The 22922-nt window shown below is 64.1% G+C and carries 23 protein-coding genes; 21 read left to right on the top strand and 2 right to left on the bottom strand.

All coding sequences use genetic code 11. The features are described 5' to 3' along the window. A partial coding sequence (locus AC1D34_RS25660) for a transposase (RefSeq protein ID WP_476825711.1) occupies positions 1-327 on the bottom strand: 327 nt, incomplete at its 3' end. A gap of 329 nt (positions 328-656) precedes the next feature. Here AC1D34_RS25660 and dnaE point away from each other — a divergent pair. The 10 genes from dnaE (at position 657) to pyrH (ending at position 10506) form a co-directional block, all read left to right on the top strand. After that, positions 657-4130 carry a DNA polymerase III subunit alpha gene (dnaE, locus tag AC1D34_RS25655; protein WP_441505531.1) on the top strand — a complete coding sequence of 1158 codons (3474 nt, stop codon included), beginning with the start codon at positions 657-659 and terminating at the stop codon, positions 4128-4130. Positions 4131-4147: 17 nt separating this feature from the next. Further along, complete coding sequence (pncA, locus tag AC1D34_RS25650) at positions 4148-4762, top strand: bifunctional nicotinamidase/pyrazinamidase (protein WP_441505532.1); 615 nt, start codon at positions 4148-4150, stop codon at positions 4760-4762. A gap of 9 nt (positions 4763-4771) precedes the next feature. Further along, complete coding sequence (locus AC1D34_RS25645) at positions 4772-5464, top strand: helix-turn-helix transcriptional regulator (RefSeq protein ID WP_476825710.1); 693 nt, start codon at positions 4772-4774, stop codon at positions 5462-5464. Between the two features lie 69 nt (positions 5465-5533). Beyond that, a complete protein-coding gene (locus AC1D34_RS25640; RefSeq protein WP_441491830.1) occupies positions 5534-5905 on the top strand; it encodes a VOC family protein in 372 nt (123 codons plus the stop codon). A gap of 10 nt (positions 5906-5915) precedes the next feature. Further along, complete coding sequence (locus AC1D34_RS25635) at positions 5916-6233, top strand: EVE domain-containing protein (RefSeq protein WP_441505534.1); 318 nt, start codon at positions 5916-5918, stop codon at positions 6231-6233. Positions 6234-6577: 344 nt separating this feature from the next. Then, positions 6578-6973 carry a pore-forming ESAT-6 family protein gene (locus AC1D34_RS25630; RefSeq protein ID WP_441491828.1) on the top strand — a complete coding sequence of 132 codons (396 nt, stop codon included), beginning with the start codon at positions 6578-6580 and terminating at the stop codon, positions 6971-6973. 99 nt (positions 6974-7072) lie between these two features. Then, positions 7073-7399 carry an MmcQ/YjbR family DNA-binding protein gene (locus AC1D34_RS25625; RefSeq protein WP_441491827.1) on the top strand — a complete coding sequence of 109 codons (327 nt, stop codon included), beginning with the start codon at positions 7073-7075 and terminating at the stop codon, positions 7397-7399. Between the two features lie 161 nt (positions 7400-7560). After that, positions 7561-8565 carry a 30S ribosomal protein S2 gene (locus tag AC1D34_RS25620; RefSeq protein ID WP_069880713.1) on the top strand — a complete coding sequence of 335 codons (1005 nt, stop codon included), beginning with the start codon at positions 7561-7563 and terminating at the stop codon, positions 8563-8565. 203 nt (positions 8566-8768) lie between these two features. Continuing rightward, a complete protein-coding gene (tsf, locus tag AC1D34_RS25615; RefSeq protein ID WP_113518499.1) occupies positions 8769-9692 on the top strand; it encodes a translation elongation factor Ts in 924 nt (307 codons plus the stop codon). A gap of 106 nt (positions 9693-9798) precedes the next feature. Next, positions 9799-10506 (top strand): UMP kinase, encoded by a 708-nt coding sequence (gene pyrH / locus AC1D34_RS25610; RefSeq protein ID WP_069880715.1) that lies wholly within the window; start codon positions 9799-9801, stop codon positions 10504-10506. Between the two features lie 28 nt (positions 10507-10534). Here the strand turns inward: pyrH and AC1D34_RS25605 are convergent, their stop codons facing one another. Beyond that, positions 10535-10948, bottom strand: coding sequence for a VOC family protein (locus AC1D34_RS25605; protein ID WP_476825709.1), 414 nt, complete (start codon positions 10946-10948; stop codon positions 10535-10537). A gap of 176 nt (positions 10949-11124) precedes the next feature. Between AC1D34_RS25605 and frr the strand changes: the two genes are divergently transcribed. From frr to lpxB, 11 genes are all read left to right on the top strand, one after another. Continuing rightward, positions 11125-11688, top strand: a complete 564-nt coding sequence (frr, locus tag AC1D34_RS25600; protein WP_069880717.1) for a ribosome recycling factor — start codon at positions 11125-11127, stop codon at positions 11686-11688. Between the two features lie 67 nt (positions 11689-11755). After that, entirely contained in the window at positions 11756-12517 is a 762-nt protein-coding gene (locus AC1D34_RS25595; protein WP_441491824.1) for an isoprenyl transferase, read from the top strand. Further along, the gene (locus AC1D34_RS25590; RefSeq protein ID WP_441505535.1) at positions 12514-13344 is read left to right on the top strand and encodes a phosphatidate cytidylyltransferase; all 831 of its coding nucleotides are present in this window, start codon (positions 12514-12516) and stop codon (positions 13342-13344) included. The genes AC1D34_RS25595 and AC1D34_RS25590 overlap by 4 nt, the downstream gene beginning before the upstream one ends. 7 nt (positions 13345-13351) lie before the next feature. After that, the gene (gene dxr, locus AC1D34_RS25585) at positions 13352-14530 is read left to right on the top strand and encodes a 1-deoxy-D-xylulose-5-phosphate reductoisomerase (protein ID WP_476775408.1); all 1179 of its coding nucleotides are present in this window, start codon (positions 13352-13354) and stop codon (positions 14528-14530) included. A gap of 23 nt (positions 14531-14553) precedes the next feature. Then, positions 14554-15705 carry an RIP metalloprotease RseP gene (rseP, locus tag AC1D34_RS25580; protein ID WP_476825708.1) on the top strand — a complete coding sequence of 384 codons (1152 nt, stop codon included), beginning with the start codon at positions 14554-14556 and terminating at the stop codon, positions 15703-15705. A gap of 268 nt (positions 15706-15973) precedes the next feature. Further along, positions 15974-18493 carry an outer membrane protein assembly factor BamA gene (bamA, locus tag AC1D34_RS25575; RefSeq protein WP_441491820.1) on the top strand — a complete coding sequence of 840 codons (2520 nt, stop codon included), beginning with the start codon at positions 15974-15976 and terminating at the stop codon, positions 18491-18493. 37 nt (positions 18494-18530) lie between these two features. Beyond that, entirely contained in the window at positions 18531-19592 is a 1062-nt protein-coding gene (gene lpxD / locus AC1D34_RS25570) for a UDP-3-O-(3-hydroxymyristoyl)glucosamine N-acyltransferase (RefSeq protein ID WP_476825707.1), read from the top strand. Positions 19593-19802: 210 nt separating this feature from the next. Next, positions 19803-20261, top strand: coding sequence for a 3-hydroxyacyl-ACP dehydratase FabZ (gene fabZ, locus AC1D34_RS25565; RefSeq protein ID WP_043236894.1), 459 nt, complete (start codon positions 19803-19805; stop codon positions 20259-20261). Between the two features lie 38 nt (positions 20262-20299). Beyond that, positions 20300-21109 carry an acyl-ACP--UDP-N-acetylglucosamine O-acyltransferase gene (gene lpxA / locus AC1D34_RS25560; RefSeq protein WP_113518509.1) on the top strand — a complete coding sequence of 270 codons (810 nt, stop codon included), beginning with the start codon at positions 20300-20302 and terminating at the stop codon, positions 21107-21109. Then, positions 21106-21966, top strand: a complete 861-nt coding sequence (locus AC1D34_RS25555; RefSeq protein ID WP_162768454.1) for an LpxI family protein — start codon at positions 21106-21108, stop codon at positions 21964-21966. The genes lpxA and AC1D34_RS25555 overlap by 4 nt, the downstream gene beginning before the upstream one ends. Next, entirely contained in the window at positions 21963-22916 is a 954-nt protein-coding gene (gene lpxB / locus AC1D34_RS25550; RefSeq protein WP_476825706.1) for a lipid-A-disaccharide synthase, read from the top strand. Before AC1D34_RS25555 ends, lpxB begins: the two co-directional genes overlap by 4 nt. The last annotated feature ends 6 nt before the right edge of the window (positions 22917-22922 follow it).

The following is a 22922-nucleotide window of genomic DNA, read 5'->3' as shown; positions in this document are numbered from 1 at the left end:
CGTCAATGACGAGTGGTCGGGCAGCGGTTCATGAAGGCCGTAGCCGACGAACCAGCGGATCGCGATGTTGACCGCCGCCTCGCGCATCAGGCGACGGTCATGAACGATGCCGAGTAGGAAGCCCGCCAGCATCAGGCGGACAGCGACTTCAGGGTCGATGCCCGGCCGGCCATTATCGAGGCAGTACAGATCGGAGAGCTCGTTTCGGAGCCAGGAAAGATCGAGCACGCCGTCGACCCGGACCAGAATATGTTCGTCAGGAATAAGCTGGCGGAGCGTTCCCGAAATGAACAGCTCCAACTGGTCCCGTTCCTTGCGACCCAGCATGCCAGCCCCCAATCCCGATCAGGATCGAGAGAATCACGCGCAGGCAGGTTTTTCAACGACCCCAGAATGGAACTAACGCTGCGCGATTGACGAGAACAAAACAGGAATTATGATGGACATATAGCGAACATCTGGAGGTCAAGATGGTTTTAGCACGTAAGCTGGTCGTCGGAATGGTGGAGCTTGCCTCGCTCGGCCTCTTCCTTGGGATGATCTGGCTCTGGGCGGCGCTGCTCGCCGCTCCTAGCGTCTGAGCCATCCACAGCCGGGCGGAAAGCCTCTCGACTGGACCGGTCGGCCCGCTCCATAAGGGCGGACGAGGTGACCCGATGAGTCGTGAGCAGGGCCGGTCCCGCATTCTGTCCGAGGTGGGTTTCGTCCATCTCCACGTTCATTCGAGCTATTCCCTGCTCGAAGGGGCCATGACGGTCAGCACGCTGGCCAAGCTAGCCACTGCGGACGGCCAGCCCGCTTTGGCCCTGACCGACAGCAACAATCTCTTCGGCGCACTCGAATTCTCCGAGAAGCTCGCTGGTGGCGGCATCCAGCCCATCGTGGGCGTCCAGCTCTCGGTCGATTTCGCCGACGAGGTGGATAGCGGCCGCCGGCCCGTTCAGGCGCAGGCCGTGCCGCACATCGTGCTGCTTGCCATGTCCGAGGCGGGCTACGGCAATCTGATGAAACTCGTCACCGAAGCGTGTCTCGCAAGCGGCGGCGCCGGGCAGCCGATTTCGTCGCTCGAGAAACTGACGGCACATCATGACGGCGTGATCGCGTTGACCGGCGGGCCGGGCGGCCCGATCGACAGTGCGCTGCGTGCCGGGCAGGTAGCCCAGGCTGGCGCTCGCCTGGCAAAGCTCGCCGAAATCTTCGGCGACAGGCTCTATGTCGAGATCCAGCGCCATGGCCGTGATGGCGAGGCTGCCGTCGAGGCGCATCTGCTCAGGCTCGCCTATGATTCCGAACTCGCCATCGTCGCGACCAACGAGCCCTTCTTTGCCAAGGCCGGGGATTTCGAGGCGCATGATGCGCTGCTTGCGGTAGCCGAAGGGCGGCTGGTCTCCGACGGCGAGCGCCGGCGCGTGACGCCAGGGCATTTCTTCGTCACCCGGTCCGAGATGAAGCGCCGCTTCGCCGATCTGCCGGAGGCGCTGGCCGCGACCGTCGAGATCGCGATGCGCTGCACCTGGCGCGTCACGACACGCAAGCCGATCCTGCCGCGTTTCGGCGAGGAGGGGCGCGACGAGGCAGAGGAGCTCGAGGTCCAGGCGCGCGCCGGTCTGGCGGCTCGGCTGTCCAAGCACGGCCCGGCTTCGGGCTATACTGTCGGTGAATACGAGTCGCGGCTTGATTTCGAGCTTTCGATCATCAACCGCATGAAGTTCCCGGGCTACTTTCTCATCGTCTCGGACTTCATCAAATGGGCGAAGGACCAGGGCATCCCGGTCGGGCCGGGACGCGGCTCCGGCGCGGGTTCGCTCGTTGCCTATGCGCTGACCATCACGGACGTCGATCCGCTCCGCTTCGGCCTGCTTTTCGAGCGCTTCCTCAATCCCGACCGCGTCTCGATGCCGGACTTCGACATCGACTTCTGCCAGAACCGACGCGAAGAGGTGATCGACTACGTCAAGCGGCGCTATGGTGAGGAGCGCGTTGCGCAGATCATCACCTTCGGCACGCTGCTGGCGCGTGGTGTGCTGCGCGACGTCGGCCGCGTGCTGGAAATGCCCTATGGCCAGGTCGACAAGCTGACCAAGCTGGTGCCGCAGAACCCGGCGAAGCCGATCTCGCTGCCGGAGGCGATCGCTGGCGAGCCGAAGCTGCAGGCGGCTGCGGACGAAGAGCCGGTTGTGGCCCGCCTGCTCGAAATTGCCCAGAAACTGGAAGGGCTTCACCGCCACGCTTCGACCCACGCCGCAGGCGTGGTGATCGGCGATCGACCGCTCGAGCAACTCGTCGCGCTCTCGGTCGATCCGCGTACCGGTATGCGCGTGACCCAGTTCAACATGAAATGGGTCGAGCAGGCCGGCCTGGTGAAGTTCGACTTCCTCGGCCTCAAGACGCTGACGACGCTGACGACCGCCGTCACGCTGATTGCCCAGCGCGACATCCAGATCGACCTCGCCAAGCTGCCTTTCGACGATCCGAAGAGTTACGAGATGCTGGCGCGCGGCGAGACGGTCGGCGTGTTCCAGGTTGAATCGGCGGGCATGCGCAAGGCCCTGGTCGAGATGAAGGCCGACCGGATCGAGGACCTGATCGCGCTCGTCGCCCTCTACCGGCCGGGTCCGATGGACAACATCCCGACCTATTGCCGCCGCAAGCTCGGCTTGGAGGATCCCACCTATCTCCATCCGAAGCTGGAACCGATCCTGGCCGAAACGCATGGCATCATCGTCTACCAGGAACAGGTGATGCAGGTGGCTCAGGCGCTCTCGGGCTATTCGCTCGGTGAGGCCGATCTGCTGCGTCGCGCCATGGGTAAGAAGATCAAGGCGGAGATGGACGCTCAGCGCGACCGCTTCGTGAAGGGCGCCGTCGAAGGCGGCATGACGAAGAGCATCGCCTCCGAGATCTTCGACCTGCTCGCGAAATTCGCCGACTACGGCTTCAACAAGAGCCATGCCGCCGCCTATGCCGTCGTCGCGTTCCAGACCGCCTATCTCAAGGCGAACTTCCCAGTCGAGTTCCTCGCCGCGTCGATGACGCTCGACATGGGCAACACCGACAAGCTCTCGGAATTCCGGCGCGATGCCGAGCGCCTCGGCATCACGGTCGAGCCGCCGTCGATCAACCGCTCGGGCGTCGAGTTCGACGTGGCCGATGGCGCGATCCGCTACGCGCTCGGCGCGATCAAGGGGGTGGGGCGCACGGCGGTCGAATCCGTCGTCGTGGCGCGTAATTCGGACGGGCCGTTCCGCGATCTCGCCGATTTTGCGCGCCGCATCGACACCAAGCTCGTCAATCGCCGCACGATCGAGGCCCTGATCGCCGCTGGTGCGCTCGATCCGCTGGAGAAGGACCGTGCACGTGCCATGGCGGCGATCGACGGCATGCTGGCGCTCTCCAACCGCACGCGCGAGGCGGCTGCCGGTGGCCAGTCCGAGCTCTTTGGTGGGGGCTCCGTCGCGGAAGCCTTTCGCATCCCGCCGACCGAGCCGTGGGCGCCGGCAGAGCGGCTGCGGCGCGAACATGACGCTGTCGGCTTCTTCCTGTCGGGGCATCCGCTCGACGATTACGAACATGTGTTGAAGCGGCTGCGCGTTCAGCGCTTTGCCGATTTTGCCAAGACGGTCAGGGCAAACGGAACCTCCGTCGCCAAAGTTGCGGTCTCGGTCATCGACAAGTCGGAGCGGCGCACCAAATCCGGCAACAAGATGGGCATCGTCAACCTGTCAGACCCCAGCGGGCAGTTCGAGGCGATCCTGTTCTCGGAAGGACTGCAGCGTTACCGCGATCTGCTGGAGCCGGGCCGGGCGCTGGTGTTGCGCCTCAGCGCGGTACTCGATGGCGAGGATGTGCGACCACGCATCGAGGATGTCGAGGTGCTCGATGATCTGGCCGCTCGCCAGAAACAGGATCTGCTGGTCTACTTGCGCGACGACAGGGCACTGGGCAGCATTGCGGAGCGCATTCGCCCGCGCGAAGGCGCCCGCGCCGAGGGCAAGGTTGCGGTGATCATGATCCTCGATGACGGCGCGCAGGAGGTCGAGATCGAGTTGCCGGGCCGCTACCCGGTCAACCAGCAGATTGCCAACGCGGTACGGGCGGCGCCGGGAGTGGTCAGCGTCGAATTGCGCTGAGAGGCGGAGAGGGCAGCATGACAGCGCTGATTGTCGTCGATGTGCAGAACGATTTCTGCCCGGGCGGCCGTCTCGCCGTTACTGGCGGAGACGAGATCATCCCTCTGGTCAACGCGCTCGGTCTCCGCTTTGAAACGGTGGTCCTGACCCAGGACTGGCATCCGGCGGGGCACTCCTCCTTTGCCTCGCACCATCCTGGCAGGAAGCATTTTGAGAGTGTGGCGATGGCCTATGGCGAGCAGGTGCTTTGGCCTGATCACTGTGTCCAGGGCACGCGAGGCGCGGAGTTTCATCCAGGCCTCGACCTGCCGCATGCCCAAGCCATCATCCGCAAGGGCTATCGATCCGGGATCGACAGCTACTCCGGCTTCTTCGAGGCCGACCGTGTGACACCCACAGGATTGGGGGGCTATCTCAAGGAGCGCGGCATCTCGCGAGTCGCCATTGTCGGGCTCGCGACGGATTTCTGCGTCAACTGGACGGCGCAGGATGCTGCCCGGAGCGGGCTGGAGACCTTTGTTGTCGAGGAGGCCTGCCGCGCCATTGATCTCAATGGCTCGCTGGCCAAGGCCTGGTCCGACATGTCGGCGCTGGGGGTGAGGCGCTTCGCCCCGCAGGAGTTACCAATGTGACGCAGGCAGATGTCGCGCTCGCAACGCCTGCTTGATCTGATCCAGCTGCTGCGGCGCCATCGTCGCCCGGTCTCCGGCCGGCGGCTCGCCGACGAGCTCCGTGTCAGCATACGCACCCTCTACCGCGACATCGTCACCTTGCAGGCGCAAGGCGCGCCGATCGAGGGGGAGCCGGGACTGGGCTATGTTCTCAAGCCGGGTTTCATGCTGCCGCCGCTGATGTTCTCCGAKGACGAGATMGAAGCACTGGTGCTCGGCTCGCGCTGGGTTTCCGACCGGGCTGATGGCCGCCTTGCCCTGGCTGCGCGCGATGCGCTGGCCAAGATCCTCGCCGTCCTGCCGGGGGATCTGCGCGATGATGCCGAGGCGTCCGCCCTGTTGGTCGGCCCCGGTGCCGCGATCATGGCGGAGAGCTTCGATCTCTCGGCCATCCGCAAGGCGATCCGTTCAGAGCGCAAGCTCTCGATCCTCTACCGGGATGGTGCCGGGCAGGCGAGCGAGAGGGTCGTCTGGCCATTCGCCTTGAGCTTTTTCGACCATGTCCGCGTCGTCGTCGCCTGGTGCGAACTGCGGCAGGATTTCCGGCATTTCCGCACCGACCGCATCTCGCAGGTTCAGCCGCTCGATATCCGCTATCCGCGCCGGCGCCAGGGCTTGCTGAAGGAGTGGCGCGAGCGGGAGGGAGTTCCGCCGCCATCGTGAGCGACACTGCCGGAAATTGGCAGCATCTGCATCTAGGATCTCCTCATCGCCCAACCGGAGACACGACCGATGCAGAACGCCAGTTTCGTCATCCTTTACGTCGACAGCCCGACTGCTAGCTGCCGGTTCTATCGTGCGCTGCTCGGAGCCGAACCGGTTGAAGCCTCTCCGACCTTTGCATTGTTTGCGCTGAAGTCGGGCATCATGCTCGGGCTCTGGTCGCGCCATACGGTCGAGCCGGGAGCGGAAGCGGCCGGTGGCGGCGGAGAACTGGGCATGCCTGTCGGTCACGCCGATCAGGTCGATGCGATCCATAAGGAGTGGAAGGAACGCGGCATCACCATCCTTCAGGAGCCGGTCGATCTCGATTTCGGCCGCACCTTTGTCGCGACCGACCCGGATGGCCATCGCCTGCGTGTTTTCTCTCCGACCGAAGCCTGAGGAGGCGAGCATGACCGGCTATTGGATCGCCGTCGCTTCAGCCGAGCATGTCCGGCTAGGGGTGGCCGGAGGCTTCATGCAGGTTTGCCATGGCAAGACCGGGCCCTTGCGTCGGATTCGAGCCGGTGATGGCGTCGCCTGCTACTCGCCGACTGAAACCTTCGGTGGCGGGGAGAGGCTGCAGGCCTTCACCGCGATCGGCCGAGTCTGCGGCGATGAGCCCTATCCCGCCGATATGGGGGGCGGCTTCGACCGTCCCGGCGCGATGTCGCCTGGCTTGCCGCATCCGAGGCATCGATCAAGCCACTGCTCGACAGGCTGGAATTGACATCCGGGCGGCTGAACTGGGGCTATCTGTTTCGCTTCGGGCTGGTCGCCGTCAGCGCTCATGACTTCACTCTGATCGCTCAGGCTATGTCTGCTCGCGAGTCGGAAACCCTGACAGCTGCGTGACGCCTGGCGCCCGAGCGGCGCCGTCGCAAGGCGGGCGGCTGTCCGGATCCTTGCCAAAAGGGGACGATCGGGAATGCTGCGCTGCGGGGCGACCTCCGGTTGAGTGTACCCTGCCATGACAGTCGCGCGATTGTCTTGACCTGCCCGCAAGGTTAGTCACGACCCTGGGGAAGCGGGGTACGCGTCGATCCGATCTTCATTGCTTGAGGGAAAGCCGTTATGTCGTTTCTTTTGAAGCCCTTTTGCGCAGTTGGCGCACTGGTTTCCGTTCTCTCTGCCGGTCCGGCCTTGGCGCAGAGCCAGGCCGACCAGCTCGCTGTCGTCTATCAATCGGGCCGCAATCAGCTTGGGATCCTGACCTACTGCAACGAGAAGGGTCACATCGGAGCTGATGTGGTCGAGATCCAGAAGAAGATGCTCGGCCTGATCCCGGCTCCTGCCGACAAGAGCGGCGGGGATGCCGCCGAAGCGCAGGGCAAGAAGGGGACGATCGCCATGATGGGCGTCACTCAGGACATCGAGGCCATAGCCAAGGCCCAGAATGCATCGGCCGCGACCTACTGCAAGCAGATTGGCGATGTGGTGAAGCAAGCGGGCGCAGCCCTGCCCAAATAGCCATCCGGGGTCGCGCTCTCGGGTTATGGTCGCCGGTCATGATGAGGCCGGCGAATCCGGCTTCCGGCTGAATTCGTTCTGGCTTGGGAGGTGAGGACGATGCCGACGGGAGATGATCTGCGCCGTCTGGCGCTGGCTCTGGACGGCACGGTCGAGGCTCCGCACTTCGACCGGGTCGCCTTCAAGGTCTCGCGAATCTACGTCACTCTCGCTCCTGACGGTTGCAGCGCGAATTTCGGCTTCTCGCCCGAGGAGCAGGAATTCAGGTGCATGATGGCGCCGGATGCCTTCAGCCCGGTGCCAAATGCCTGGGGCAAGCGGGGTTGGACGACAGCCGATCTCTCCAGGCTGGGCCTGGCTGAACTTGCCGGAGCGCTCGAGGCGGCATGGGCGCATGGCGCGCAAAAGAAGCCACGGCGCCGATGACCTGGTGAGGTGCGAGCCTTGCGTTGCCACGCTTTCCCGTGTAAGGCGCAGGCCATCCCACATGGGGAGCATCGCCTCACTTCCGAGGCGTTCCGGTGACGTGGCAGTCCATGCCTTGTTCATTCGCACCCCAGAGGCTCAACCGGAAGGACGATCGAATCATGGCTCTGCCAGACTTTTCCATGCGCCAGCTGCTCGAAGCCGGCGCGCATTTCGGCCACCAGGCTCACCGCTGGAACCCGAAGATGTCGCCGTATATCTACGGCACCCGCAACAACATCCACATTCTCGACCTGTCGCAGTCGGTGCCGATGCTCTCGCGCGCCCTGCAGGCTGTCAGCGACACCGTGGCCCGTGGCGGCCGCGTCCTGTTCGTCGGCACCAAGCGCCAGGCGCAGGACTCGATCGCCGACGCTGCCAAGAGGTCGGCTCAGTACTACGTGAACTCCCGTTGGCTCGGCGGCATGCTGACCAACTGGAAGACCATCTCGGCCTCGATCCAGCGCCTGCGCAAGGTCGACGAGCTCCTGAATGGCGGCAGCACCGGCCTGACCAAGAAGGAACGCCTGATGCTGGCGCGTGAGCGCGACAAGCTCGAGAAGGCGCTCGGCGGCATCAAGGACATGGGCGGCACGCCCGACATGATCTTCGTGATCGACACCAACAAGGAAGCGCTCGCGATCAAGGAGGCCCAGCGCCTCGGCATCCCGGTCGCCGCCATTGTCGACTCGAACTCGGATCCGGATGGCATCACCTACCCGGTGCCTGCCAATGACGACGCCGGCCGCGCCATCCAGCTCTATTGCGACCTGATCGCCCGTTCGGCCATCGACGGCATCTCGCGCGCCTCGGGCGACCATGGCATCGATCTCGGTGCTGCCGAGGCCCCGATCGTTGAGACGGCGATCATCGAGCCGGCCGCAGACGCTGCCCCGGTGTTCGAGCTGCTTACTGCGCCGCGCGGCGCGCCGGACGACTTCATGAAGCTCTCCGGCATGGGTCCGGAGCTGGTTCAGAAGCTCAATGACGGTGGCCTGTTCCACTTCTGGCAGATCGCTGCGATGTCGCCGGCCGATGTCGTCAAGGTTGATGCCGATCTGAAGCTCGGTGGTCGCATCGAGCGCGACGGCTGGGTTGCCCAGGCGCGCGATCTCGCCGAGGCCTGAGAGCAAACTCAGGGCGGCGCGTCATCGGCGCGTCGCCTCGGCAGCGCAGCAATGCGCGGCAGATGAATGAAGTCACGCCGACGGCCGGTCACGGAGCGTCGGCGTTTTCCCTTCGCGCTATGGCGCGCTCTGAAATCGAAGACCGTGCCGTTGGCCGCCAGCGTCGTTGCGCAGGCCCGGCACATGACAGCAAGGAACGACAGATGGCTGCGATCACCGCCGGCATGGTGAAGGAACTCCGCGACAAGACTGGCGCGGGCATGATGGATTGCAAGACCGCGCTGGCCGCGACCGACGGCAACATCGAGGCCGCCATCGACTGGTTGCGCACCAAGGGCCTCGCCAAGGCCGCGAAGAAGGCCGGCCGCGTTGCCGCCGAGGGCCTGGTCGCCGTGGCCGTGTCCGAGAACCGCGGTGTCGTTGCCGAGGTCAATTCCGAGACCGACTTCGTTGCGCGCAACCTCGAGTTCCAGGCGCTCGCCCGCACGATCGCCGACGTCTCGCTGGAGCGCGGCGGCGACGTCGAGGCACTGCTCGCCCATCACTATCCGGGCGGCGGCACCGTCGCTGACGCCATCGCCAATGCCATCGCCACGATTGGCGAGAACATGACCCTGCGCCGCGTCGCCGAGGTCAAGGTCAGCGCCGGCGTCATTGGCCATTACGTCCACGGCTCGGTCGCCGATGGTCTCGGGAAGATCGGCGTCATCGTCGGTCTCGAGACGACCGGCAAGGGCGAGGAGCTCGCAGCCCTCGGTCGTCAGCTTGCCATGCACGTCGCCGCTACCAATCCGGTCGCGCTCGATCTCGCTTCGGTCGATCCGGCGATCCTGGAGCGCGAGAAGGCGATCCTGGCCGAGAAGAATGCCGGCAAGCCCGCCAACGTGCTCGAGAAGATCACCGAGAGCGGCTTGAAGAGCTACGCCAAGGAATACTGCCTGCTCGAGCAGGCCTATATCCATGACGGCTCGAAGTCCGTCGCCCAGGTGCTGAAGGAAGCCGAGGGCAAGGTCGGTGCTCCGGTCAAGCTGACGGGCTTTGCTCGCTTCGCGCTCGGCGAGGGCATCGAGAAGGAAGAGACCGATTTCGCTGCCGAAGTCGCTGCGGCTGGTGGCACGACGGGCTGAGAAGCCGGTTGATAGGATCTGAAAAAGGCCGCGCTCTGCGCGGCCTTTTTTGTAAGAAGACGATGTTGGTGCCGAATCGCGCCGTCCCAGTCCATGGAGAAAGCCGGTGAGACCCAAACGCGTTCTTGTGAAGCTCTCCGGCGAAGCCCTTGCGGGGAAGGCCGGATCCGGCCTCGACGGTACGACGCTGACTGCGCTCGCCGCCGATATCGCAAAGGCCGCGCATGAAGGTGTCGAGATTGCGATCGTCGTCGGCGGCGGCAATTTCTTTCGCGGCGTCCAGGGCTTGAACAAGGGCCTCGACCGACCAAGCGCCGATTCGATCGGCATGCTCGGCACGGTGATGAACGCTCTTGCGCTAGAGCATGCCATCGAGATCGCCGGCGCCCCGGCCCGCGCCATGTCGGCTGTGCCCATGCCCTCGCTCTGCGAGAGCTACGCTCGCCGGCGCGCGCTCGACCATCTCAGCCACGGCAAGGTCGTCATTCTCGGGGGCGGCACGGGCAATCCCTATTTCACCACCGATACCGGAGCTGCCCTTCGGGCGGCCGAGCTCGACTGCCAGCAATTGCTGAAGGCGACGCAGGTCGATGGCGTCTACACCGCCGATCCGAAGAAGGATCCGAACGCCAAGCGCTATGAGAGCCTGACCCATGCCGAGGCGATCAGGCATGATCTCAAGGTGATGGATACGGCTGCTTTTGCGCTGGCGCGCGACGCCGGGCTGACGATCGTCGTCTTCTCGATCGCCGAAACTGGCGCGCTTGCGGCCGTTCTGCGCGGCGAGGGCAGGGCAACCTACGTGACGCCCTGACCGCCGGATTCCCTCGCGGTTGCAAGGCTCAGTAGTTCGGCCAGATCCCCGGCGTCATCAACTCAAGCAGATGGCCGTCGGGGTCACGGAAATAGAGGCTGTTTCCGCCGCGATCCCAGCTCGTCCGGCCCTCGATATCGATTCCATGCTGCTGCAACCGCTCTTCCCAGGCTGTGAGTTCGCTGGTGTCGATCGCGAAGCAGATATGGAGGGGGCCGCTGCCGTCATGCGGTGGAATATTGCCCTTCGCAGATGATTGGGTGAGGAGAGATTGCCCCCGAAGGAAGAGCAGAAGGACACTCTCTCCGCCAACATCATAGGCGAACAGCGTCCTCGTCTTCAGCATCGGCTTCAATCCGAGCTTCGTCTCATAGAACTCCTGCGCGCGATCGAGATCGTCGATGTAGAGCGCAGTTTCAATGATGCGGTTCAGACGGGGCAAGGGGCCTCCTCGTGGTTCGGTTGTGCTCGGCCGTGACGTCTCGACCGAGGCCCGACCTTAAAGCTAGGAAGCGGCGCCCGGTCTTGCCACCGTTCCGGATCACCCGTCCGCCACCCTGAGCGGGGCCGCGGCCATGGTCGCGCCGGTTTTCGATTATCTGCAAGGTCTTGACTAAAATGGCCCAGACGACATTCGACCTCGCCGACGTGAAGCGTCGGATGCAAGGCGCGGTGCAATCCTTCAAAGGCGATCTCGCCTCCCTGCGCACCGGCCGCGCCTCCGCCAACGTTCTCGATCCGATCCAGGTCGAGGCTTATGGTGCACGTACACCCTTGACTCAGCTTGCCACCGTCAGCGTGCCTGAAGCACGCCTGCTCAGTGTCCAGGTCTGGGACCGCAGCATGGTCCAGGCGGTGGAGAAGGCGATCCGCGAATCCGATCTGGGCCTCAACCCCCAGACGGAAGGGCAGGTGCTGCGCATCCGAATYCCGGAGCTGAACGAGCAGCGCCGCAAGGAGATGGTCAAGGTCGCGCATAAATATGCCGAAGAATCCAAGATCGCTGTGCGCCATGTCCGCCGCGACGGGATCGACGTGATCAAGAAGCTCGAGAAGGACGGTCACCTGACCAAGGATGACGTGACGCGCGAGTCGGATCAGGTCCAGAAGGTCACAGACCAGCATATCGCCGAGATCGATCAGGCGCTGGCGACGAAGGAAAAGGAAATCCTGCACGTCTGATCCTGTCGCCCGGCGGGTTTGAGCCGCTGGCTATGATCCGGGACGCAACGCCGAAAGAGGCACGAGAATGTCAGCAGGCCAGCGTCCGGAGGTCCAGGCTGCAGGGCCCTCCCATGTCGCAGTGATCATGGACGGCAACGGGCGCTGGGCTCAGTTGCGCGGCCTGCCGCGACATGAAGGGCATCGGCGCGGGCTGGAGGCCTTGCGCCGGACCGTCCGCAACGCCAGCGATCTCGGCATCGAGATTCTGACGGTCTACAGTTTCTCGACGGAGAACTGGCGCCGGCCTGCTGCCGAAGTTTCGTTTCTGATGACGCTGCTCAAGCATTTCATCGAGAAGGATCTTACCGAACTCGGTGCGGCTGGGGTCCGGGTCCGGGTCATTGGCGGCAGGAGCGATCTGGCGCCCGATCTGCGCCGTCTGGTCGAGCACGCCGAGGCGACCACGCGCAACAACACGGGAATGACGCTCGTCGTCGCCTTCAACTATGGCTCGCGCGACGAGATCGTCCGAGCGGCGCGCCAACTGGCCTCGGATGTTGCGGCAGGCCTTGTCGACGCAACCACCATTGACGAGAGCAGCATCTCTGCGCGGCTCGATACCGCAGATCTGCCCGACCCCGAGCTCGTCATCCGCACATCGGGCGAGACACGGATCTCGAATTTTCTGCTTTGGCAGGCCGCCTATGCGGAGTTCGTCTTCACCCCGGTACTCTGGCCCGATTTCGATCGCGCGGCGTTGGAAGAAGCGCTGGCCGAGTATCGCCGCCGCGAACGCCGTTTCGGCGGCGTGTCGGAGCCATCCGGCCGCAATGTGGGCGTAGCGTGAGTGACCAACCTTCCGGCGGTCCGGCCGCCGGCCCGAGCGAACTGAAGCTGCGTATCGCATCCGCGCTGGTGCTGGCCGCGGGCATTGTGGCTGCGACATTTGTCGGGGGCTGGCCGTTCAGGCTCATCTGGGCGCTGGCTGCCGGATTGGTCGCCTATGAGTGGCTCGCGATCGTGAGCCGCCGGAACGCGGTGCCCGCAGGTATCGGCGTTACGATTGCCGGCCTGGCGCTTGGCTTCGCCCCGATCAGTCCAGTGGCGCTCGCCGGTGTTTCCGCCTTCGCTGCGTTCTTCGGGGCGCTCCTGACCCCGGTTCTCGAGAAGCGGAACTGGCTGGAGGCCTGCGGTGTCGCCTATGCGCTCGCCTTTGCCCTGATCACGCCGGCGCTGCGTGCACTCCCGGATTTCGGGTTTGCTGTGATCATCTGGACCTTTGCGGTCTGTTGGCTGACCGATATTGCCGCCTATTTTACGGGGCGGGCTCTTGGTGGGCCGAAGCTCATGCCTGCGATCAGTCCGAAGAAGACCTGGTCCGGCGCACTCGGCGGAACCGCTGCCGGCACACTCGGTGGTTATGTCGTCTGGGTGTTGACCCCGGGGGCGGCCGCAGTCGTCGGTCCGGCCTTTGTGATCGCCGCCTCGCTTTCGGCCTCGATCGTGAGCCAGGCTGGCGATCTCTTTGAATCGGCCGTCAAGCGTCGCTTTGGCACCAAGGACTCAAGCAAGTTGATCCCGGGCCATGGTGGCTTTTTCGATCGGCTTGACGGCTACTGGGCCGTCCTGGTCCTCGCTGGTGCTGCACTGTTCCTGGCGCATCTGGAGTTCTGAAGACGTCATGCGCCGTCTCGTCACTCTTCTTGGAGCCACAGGCTCCATCGGCCGGTCGACGCGCGACGTCGTGTCGGAGAATCCTGAACGCCTGAAGATCGATGTCGTGGTTGGCGGGCGGGACGCTGCGAGCCTCGCCCGGGTGGCGGTCGAAACAGGTGCCCGCTTTGCCGCCTTGGCGGACGAGGCGGGAGGCGAAGCTCTGGCGCAGGCCCTGGCCGGTAGCGGTATCGACAGCGGGGCGGGGCGGCAGGCCGTTCTCGATGCCGTCGCGATGCCAAGCGACATTGTCGTCAGTGCCATAGCAGGAGCTGCAGGTCTGGAAGCGACTTTTGCCGCGCTGACACCTGGCCGCGTGATTGCCCTCGCCAACAAGGAGAGCCTGGTTTGCGCCGGTGCCGCCGTGATGGCGCAGGCCACGGCCGTGGGCGCGCGCATCCTRCCGCTGGATTCGGAGCATAATGCTCTCGTCCAGGCTCTTGGAGCCGAGCCGATCTCGGCGATCCGATCCATGACGCTGACGGCATCGGGGGGGCCCTTCCGCACCTGGTCGGCAGAACGAATTGCGGCGGCCAAGCCGGAGCAGGCTCTGGCCCACCCGAATTACGCAATGGGCGCCAAGATCACGGTCGACTCCGCCAGCATGATGAACAAGGGCCTTGAGCTGATCGAGGCCTGTTTCCTGTTCGGGCTGAAACATGATCAGCTCGATGTTCTGGTACACCCCCAGCAGATCGTGCATGGCCTCGTCACCTTCCGCGATGGCTCGGTCACTGCAGGCATGGCAATTCCGGATATGCGGGTTGCGGCCGCGCATTGCCTCGGCGTCGACGGCCGGCTCGATGCGCCGGCGACGCGCTTCGTCGATCTCGTCACGACCGCGCCGCTGGCCTTCGAACGCCCTGATCTTGCCCGCTTTCCGGCGCTTGCTCTGGCGATGGCAGCGTTGGAGACCGGAGGAGCGGTGCCGGCGATCCTCAATGCCGCCAATGAAGTCGCGGTCGAGGCCTTTCTTGCCGGACGGATCGGCTTTCCCGGCATCCCGGCTCTCGTCGATGCCGTCTGCAGCGGGCTCGGTGCTGACATCGCGGCACCGGTCGATATTGAAGCGGCCCTTGCCATTGACCATGAGGCGAGAAACCGCGCTCGCCTGCTCTTGTCGAAGGGCACCTTCACTGTCACGTAAGGGGCAGGAATCGGGAGAATTTTATGGATATTGCAGCGACCGTCTGGAACTCGGGCAGCTTCCTGCTCAGTTACCTGGTGCCGTTCCTGTTTGTCCTGACCATCGTTGTTTTCGTGCACGAGCTCGGGCACTTCCTCGTCGGTCGTTGGTGCGGCGTCGACGTGAAAGTGTTCTCGATCGGCTTCGGCCGCGAGATTTTCGGATTCGTCGACAAGCACGGCACGCGCTGGCGCTTCGCGCTGATCCCGCTCGGCGGCTATGTGAAGTTCTCCGGTGACGCGGATCCCTCGAGCTCCGCAGCCGATAGCGCTGAAGTCGAGCGCATGACGGAGGAACAGCGAGCGCGTTCCTTCCCGGCTCAATCGATCGCTGAACGGGTGGCGATCGTCGCGGCCGGCCCGATTGCCAATTTCGTACTGGCCATCCTCATCTTTGCCGGGACCGTCTACGCCTTCGGTCGCCCGGTCCTGTCGCCCCGGGTCGAGCAGGTGATTGCCGGGAAGGCCGCTGAGCGCGCAGGTCTGCTCGCCGGGGACGTCGTCCTGACGATCGACGGCAAGCAGATCCGCAGCTTCAGCGACATGCAAAGAGTGGTCTCGACACATCCGAACGAGACCCTTTCGGTGACGGTCGATCGCGCGGGCACCATGGTGACCCTGCCTGTCACGCCTGATCTGAACGAGACATCGACGGCTCTCGGCAAACAGCGCATTGGCGTTATCGGGGTCCAGGCTTCCCGCCGGGCCGAGGACTGGACGACCCAGCATTACAGCCTCGGTGAAGCCGTGAAGGTTGGATTCTCCGAGACCTGGTTTGTGGTCGACCGGACCTATGACTATCTGTCCAAATTGATCAGCGGGCGTGAATCGACGGATCAGCTTTCGGGGCCGATCCGCATCGCCCAGGTTTCCGGGATGGTTGCTTCCAATGGAGGCCTGCTCGCGCTGATCAATCTTGCGGCGATTCTGTCGGTCTCGATCGGCCTGATGAACCTGTTGCCGGTTCCGATGCTCGATGGCGGACATCTGATGTTCTATGCGATCGAGGCTCTCCGCGGCCGCCCCTTGAGCGAGCGCGCCCAGGAAATCGGCTTTCGGGTCGGTTTTGGGCTGGTCCTGATGCTGATGCTCTTTGTGACCTGGAATGACATCGTCCACGTCCACTCGCGTCTGTAGACTCCGACTGGCAAGCCCACGAATGCTGTGACCTGCGGCAAGGTTCGTTGCCGATAGGCCCAAAAGCTGCGTCGAATCGGGCGCTTTGCTCAGGGCGCGTGGCCTCCTGGCAACGACGAGGTTAAAAATAATTTGTTAACGACAATGTTCGTTTGCACCTCGTCGGAAACTTTGTAGAAGCGATTGGTCTGCAATGTCGCCATGCACCTGCCCAAAGGCAGGTGTCCCCGGTTGGGGTGGTGACCTACTAAATGGAATAGGCGACCCGATGACGTCGACCCCAAAGAGCCGGTCTTTCAAAATGCGGCTCTCTCGATCAGTCGGACTTTCGGCCTTTATGTTGGCCGTTAGCGGTGGCGTTGTTTTTGCGCAGGCCGTGATTGTCCAAGGCAACCGCCGCGTCGACGCGGAGACCATTCGGTCCTATGCAGGGCAGGGTGGTCCGCAGGAGGTTCGGCAGAGCCTGATGGCGACCGGACTGTTCTCGAACGTCCAGGTCAGCCGCCGCGGCAACCAGACTGTGATCTCTGTTCACGAGAACGACACGATCAATCGCGTCGCCTTCGAAGGCAACAAGCGCCTCAAGAGCGAGATCCTGCTGCAACAGGTCGAATCGAAGGCGCGTGGCCCTCTGAGCCAGGCGCTGATCGACTCCGATGTGCAGCGCCTGAAGGAGGTCTATCGCCGGGCCGGTTACGGCACTGCGACGATCTCCGGGCGTATCGCGCCATTGCCCAACGGTCGTTCGGACGTGGTCTTCACCATTGTCGAGAGCGGCAAGACCGGCATCAAGGAAATCAATTTCGCGGGTAACGGCGCCTATTCGGCATCGCGTCTGCGCGGGTTGATGAGCTCGACGGAATCGAATTTCCTCAGCTTCATCAAGACCTCCGACGTCTATGATCCCGACCGTATCGCGTCCGATCTCGATCTGGTTCGCCGCTTCTACCTGAAGAACGGCTATGCCGACTTCCGGGTCGTTGCGAGCGACGCGCGCTTCGATGACGCCAAGGGTGGCTGGGTTATCGACGTCACGGTCGATGAAGGGCCGCAGTACAAGGTCGGCAACGTCGCGGTGGATTCGCAGCTCAGCGATATCGACTCGGCGACGATGCAAAGGCTCCTCGCGACCTCGGCTGGCGATACGTACAATGCCGAGGCGGTCGAAAAGTCGCTCGTCAACCTCACGACCGAGGTGTCCCGCCGTGGTCATCCCTTTGCGCAGGTTCGCCCCCGCGGTGAGCGTGACGCCGCTGGCCGCCTGATCGGCATCACCTATGTCGTCGAAGACGGTCCGCGGGTCTATGTCGAGCGCATCAATGTGCGCGGCAATACGCGGACCCGCGACTATGTGGTTCGCCGGGAGCTCGATCTGGGTGAGGGCGATGCCTACAACAAGGTGATGGTTGATCGCGCCGAGCGGCGCCTGAACAATCTCGGCTTCTTCAACAAGGTTCGCATCACCAATGAGCCGGGCAGCGCGCCTGACCGGGTGATCATGAACATCGACGTCGAGGACAAGGCCACCGGCTCCTTCTCGATCGCGGGCGGTTATTCGACGTCTGACGGTGTCATCGGCGAAGTCTCGCTGTCGGAATCCAATTTCCTTGGCCGCGGCCAGTTCGTGAAGATTGCCGGCACGCTGGGGCAGCGGACCCAGGGCATCGATTTCTCCTTCACCGAGCCCTATTTCCTCGGTCGCCGTATCGCGGCCGGTATCGATCTGTTCTCGAAGTACAACGACAACTACAATATCGGCCGCTACGAAAGCCGTGTGACCGGCGGTCAGCTGCGGTTCACCTTCCCCATTACGGAAGAGTTCTCGATCACGCCGCGCTACTCGCTCTACACGACCGAGATCAAGATCCCGAATACGTCGAGCCGTCCGTATAACGACTGCTCGTTCCCGATCCCCGGGATTACGCCTGGAGCGCCCGGCTCTGGATTTGCAGCAACGCAGAACTTCAACTGCGTGACGAATGGCGAAGCGACGCTCGCGGTCAAGGAAGCCCGCGGCGAAACGCTGACCTCCCTTGCGGGCGTGACGCTGAACTACAACTCGCTTGATAACTACCAGACACCGCGCAACGGCTTCATTGCGGAGTTGAAGCCGGAATTCGCGGGCCTTGGCGGCGACTCGAAGTTCCTTCGTGTCGCGGCGGATGCGCGCTACTACCGCGAGATCTTCGACGATGTCGTCGGCTTCCTCCGGGTCCAGGGCGGTCACGTCCAGGCGACGGAAGGTACCTTGCGCATGGTCGATCACTACTTCCTCGGCCCGAGCCTGGTGCGTGGCTTCGCTCCGTCGGGCATCGGTCCGCGCGACGTGCTGAACGACCCGACGGCCAACGCTCTCGGCGGCCAGTCGTATTTCGGTGGCTCGGTCGAAGTGCAGTTCCCGATCTGGGGCCTGCCGCGTGACCTTGGCCTGCGCGGCGCGATCTTCGCCGATGCCGGTACGCTGTTCGACTACGATGGCGGCTCGAAGGTGATCACCAGCCCGATCCCGACGACGAACGGGCTTTGCCCGGGCGGGTCGGAGCCCCGGCAGTTCAATGTCCCGAGCACGTCCCAGTTCCAGAGCAACGTGGCCTGCGTTCGCGACAAGAACGTCATCCGCTCCTCGATCGGCGCGAGCCTGCTCTGGCAGTCGCCGCTCGGGCCGATCCGGTTTGACTATGCCTATGCCCTTAGCAAGGATGAGGGCACGCGCGATCCGATCACCGGCGTCCGTTACGGCGGCGACCGTCTGCAGGCCTTCCGCTTCTCCGGCGGCACCCGCTTCTGACGCGGCGGGGCGGCAACGCCCCGCACGGATCCATTGCATGTCAGAACCTCAATTCTTCCCGATCGCGACCTCGCTGAGCTACGGCGAGGTCGCTGCCATTTCAGGGGCTGCTCTGCCTGAGGGCGTGGAGCCCACGCGGCTCGTTACCGGCGCGGCCGCACTCGAGGCCGCCGGGCCCGATGACATCGCCTATATGGACAACCCCAAATATACGGATGCGCTGGCGGGGACTTCGGCGGGGCTGTGCCTGGTTTCTTCCCGGTTCGCTGCCCGTGTTCCCGCGGGCACTGTCGCGCTCGTATCGCCCGCGCCCTACCATGCCTTTGCCCGGATCATGGCGCGCTTCTATCCCGATGCGCTCAAGCCACGGTCGGTCTTTGGCTCGCAAGGGGTCGCGCCGGGCGCCTTCGTCCACGCCACGGCAAGGATCGAGGATAACGTCACGATCGATCCGGGTGCCGTGGTCGGCCCCGGTGCCGAGATCGGCGCCGGTTCCGTGATCGCCTCGCATGCCGTGATCGGCCCCCAGGTCCGGATCGGGCGTGATTGTGCGATCRGCGCTGGCAGCACCTTGCAATCGGCCCTGGTCGGAAACCGGGTCATCATTCACCCGGGTGTCCGGATCGGCCAGGATGGCTTTGGTTTCGCGATGAGCCCGAAGGGCCATATGAAAGTGCCGCAGATCGGGCGGGTCATCATTCAGGATGATGTCGAGATCGGCGCCAATAGCTGCATAGACCGGGGCGCCAGCCGCGATACGGTCATCGGTGAAGGTACCAAGATCGATAACCTCGTTCAGATCGGCCATAACTGCGTCATCGGCCGCCATTGCGTGATCGTTTCGCAGGTTGGCATCGCCGGCTCTACGACTTTGGAAGATTTCGTCGTGCTGGGTGGCCAGGTTGGCCTCGCCGGCCATCTCACGGTCGGGATGGGCGCGCAGGTTGCYGCCCAGAGCRGCGTCGCCGGTGACATCCCTCGCGGCGCGCGCTATGGCGGTTATCCCGCGCAGCCGGCGCTCAGCTGGGCGCGCGAGACAGCGCTTCTCAAATCTCTTGTTGCAAAGCGCGGCAAGTCTTCGGGCGGTTCGGAGAGCTGAGGATACGCGAGAGCGCGAGGCAGCCTTCGCAATCCATGCGAAGAGTGGGCCTCGTGTCGAATTCGCTTGATCGTCCGGTACCATTTCCGGCAAACGGGCATAGAAGCTGACAGGAACCCGGCGCCAGCCGCAACCTCCTGTTCCGGCATCGATTTAAACGATACAACTTTGCGGGCGAAGCCGGCAGGCCTGCGCGGGAGACGGGAGAGCATGACCGACGCGACGACATCGCTGGGTGTGGCCGATATTCAGAAGATCATGGCCTGCATTCCCCACCGCTATCCGTTCCTTCTCGTCGACCGTGTCATCGAGATGAATGGCGACGAGTCCGGCATTGGCATCAAGAACGTCACCGCCAACGAACCCCAGTTCACCGGACATTTTCCTGGCCGTCCGGTCTTTCCGGGTGTGTTGATGATCGAGGCCATGGCGCAGACCGCCGGCGTGCTCGTCGTCAGCGCGCGGGGAATTGACGAGGAAGCGGTACAGTCCGTCCTCTTCACCACGATCGACAAGGCCAAGTTCCGCAAACCGGTCGTGCCGGGCGATACCCTGCGTTTCCACCTCACCAAGGTCGCCCGCAAGCGCAATATCTGGTTCTATCGCGGTGAGGCGAAAGTTGACGGCGTGCTTGTCGCGGAGGCCGAGATCTCTGCGATGGTGGCTTAAGGCCAGCCGCTTTCCGTCGAAATCAGGACAGAACTTTCATGAGTGCGACTATCCATCCGATGTCGGTCGTCGACCCGGCTGCGCAGCTGGGCGAGGGGGTCGTTATCGGTCCGTTCTGCACGGTCGGCCCCCATGTCGTTCTCGGGGACGGCGCTGAGCTGTTGAGCCACGTTGCAATCGCCGGCCGAACCACGATCGGCCCCCGGACCAGGATCTACCCCTTCGCTTCCATCGGCCACCCGCCGCAGGATCTCAAATATCACGGCGAGCCGTCGACGCTGACGATTGGCGCGGATTGCATGATCCGCGAAGGCGTGACGATGAATCCGGGCACCGAAGGCGGCGGCATGAAGACGGTCATCGGCGACCGCTGCCTGTTCCTTGCCAATTCGCATGTTGGCCACGACAACGAGATCGGCAACAACGTCATCTTCTCGAACAACGTGATGAGCGCCGGCCATGTCAAGGTTGGCGACTATGTCATCGTCAGTGGCGGGACGGGGCTCCACCAGTTCGTTCGCATCGGAGAGCATGCCTTCATCGGCGGCGGCGCCGGCGTGATGAATGATGTCATTCCCTTCGGCATGGTGCGGGACAATCCTGCGCATCTGGCCGGGCTCAATCTGGTCGGGCTGAAGCGGCGTGGTTTCTCGCGGGAGCAGATTCATGAGCTGCGGCGCGCCTATCGCCTGCTGTTCGCCGATGAAGGCACCTTGGCCGAGCGCGTCGAAGACGTGGCGACGGAATTTGCGTCGCACCCGCTGATGCTCGAGATCCTCGATTTCATCCGCTCGGGCAGCGACCGCGCCATCTGCATTCCGCGCGACGTCAACGCGCCCGACCGGTGAGCACGGGCAGCGACGCAGCGACCGGCGCCTTTCCTCTCGCGATCATAGCCGGAGGCGGCGAATACCCGCCGCATCTGGCCCGGCTGGCGACAGCGCGGGGGCATCAGCTTTATATCGCGGCGATCGACGGTGCAGCCAACCCCAGCGATTTCGATCCTGAATCCTCGCGTGTCTATCGCCTGGGACAACTCGGGCGATTGCTCGACGAGCTCAAGCGACGCGGGATCGTCGATATCGTCATGATCGGCGCGCTGCCGCGGCCGAGCTTTGGCTCGCTGATGCCCGAGCCCTCGACGCTGAAATACCTGCCCCATTTCGCTCGCGCCTTTCGCGGCGGAGACGATCATTTGCTCAAGGGCGTGGTCCAGTTCTTCGAGGGGCGGGGTTTTCGCGTTCATGGCCCAGCCGAGATCGCTCCGGGCTTGACCGCGCCGCTCGGCCCACTGGGGCGCCGCAGCGTCTCGGCCGTGGCGCGCGACGGCATCGAACATGGCTTCTCCTTGCTGGCGGCTTTGTCGCCCTTCGATGTCGGTCAGGCCGCAATCGTTGCCGATCATCGTATCGTGGCAATTGAGGCTGCAGAGGGTACCGACGCCATGATCAGGCGCGTCGCCGAGCTGGTAAGCGCAGGGCGTCTCAAGATCGACAAGGGCGACGGCGTTCTGGTCAAGGCCCCCAAGGACGGCCAAGACCTGCGCGTCGACATGCCGGCGATCGGACCTGAAACCCTGCGGAACGCGGCCAAGGCTGGACTCTCCGGCATCGCACTTCGCGCCGGCAATGTGCTTGTCGGAGACAGCGTTCGATTGGGCGCACTGGCCGACGAGCTTGGCCTGTTCGTCGAGGGCGTCGCGTGATCCGGCCCTTCCGGCTCGCCGTCATTGCGGGCGAAGCGTCTGGAGATGCTCTGGCGCTGCGTTTTCTCACCGTCCTGCGGCAGCGGTTGGGGGATCGCCCGCTCGAGATCGTGGGCGTCGGCGGCGAGAGCCTGATCGCGCAGGGGCTGCGGCCGCTCTTTCCCCAATCCGATATCGCCGTGATGGGGTTTGGTCCGGTCCTGGCTCGGCTGCCCCTGTTGCTCCGGCGCATGTCTGATGCGGCCAAGGGGGTCGTTGCTTTCGCGCCTGATCTCCTGCTCACCATCGACAGCCCGGATTTCTCGCTGCGCGTCGCGAAAAAAGTCCGGCGGGCATCGTCCGCAATCCCGATTGCGCATTGGGTTTGCCCCAGCGTCTGGGCCTGGCGTTCTGGCCGCGCCCGCAAGATGGCGCCACATGTCGATCGCATCCTGGCGCTGTTACCCTTCGAGCCCGCTGCGCTGGAAAGGCTGGGCGGACCGAAGACGATCTATGTCGGTCACCCCTTGATCGAGCGGCTCGCCGAGCTACGGCCAAGCGCCGAGGAACAGGTGCGGCGCAACGCTCCTTCAACGCCGGACATCCTGGTCCTTCCCGGCAGCCGTCGCTCGGAGATCAGCCACCTCATGCCGGCCTTCGGCGAGACGGTCGCGCTCATCGCGAACGAGGTGCCCGGCGCGCGCTTCGTGCTGCCGGCCGTGCCGCATCTGCGCGGCATGATTGAAGAGGCTGTCTCGACCTGGTCGGTGAAGCCCCGTCTCGTCGATGGCGAAGACGCCAAGCTTGCCGCTTTTCGCACGGCGCGCGTAGCGCTCGCGGCCTCCGGGACCGTGACGCTCGAGCTCGCCTTGGCACAGGTACCGCTGGTCGCTGCGTATCGCGGCGCGGCCTGGGAGGCGATGCTGGCGCGCAGGCTGATCAAGCTACCGACTGTGATCCTGCGACTGTGATCCTGC

The sequence above is a fragment of the Allobosea sp. P1_A7 genome, assembly GCF_056406775.1.
This window is presented reverse-complemented; position numbering and strand designations above follow the sequence as displayed.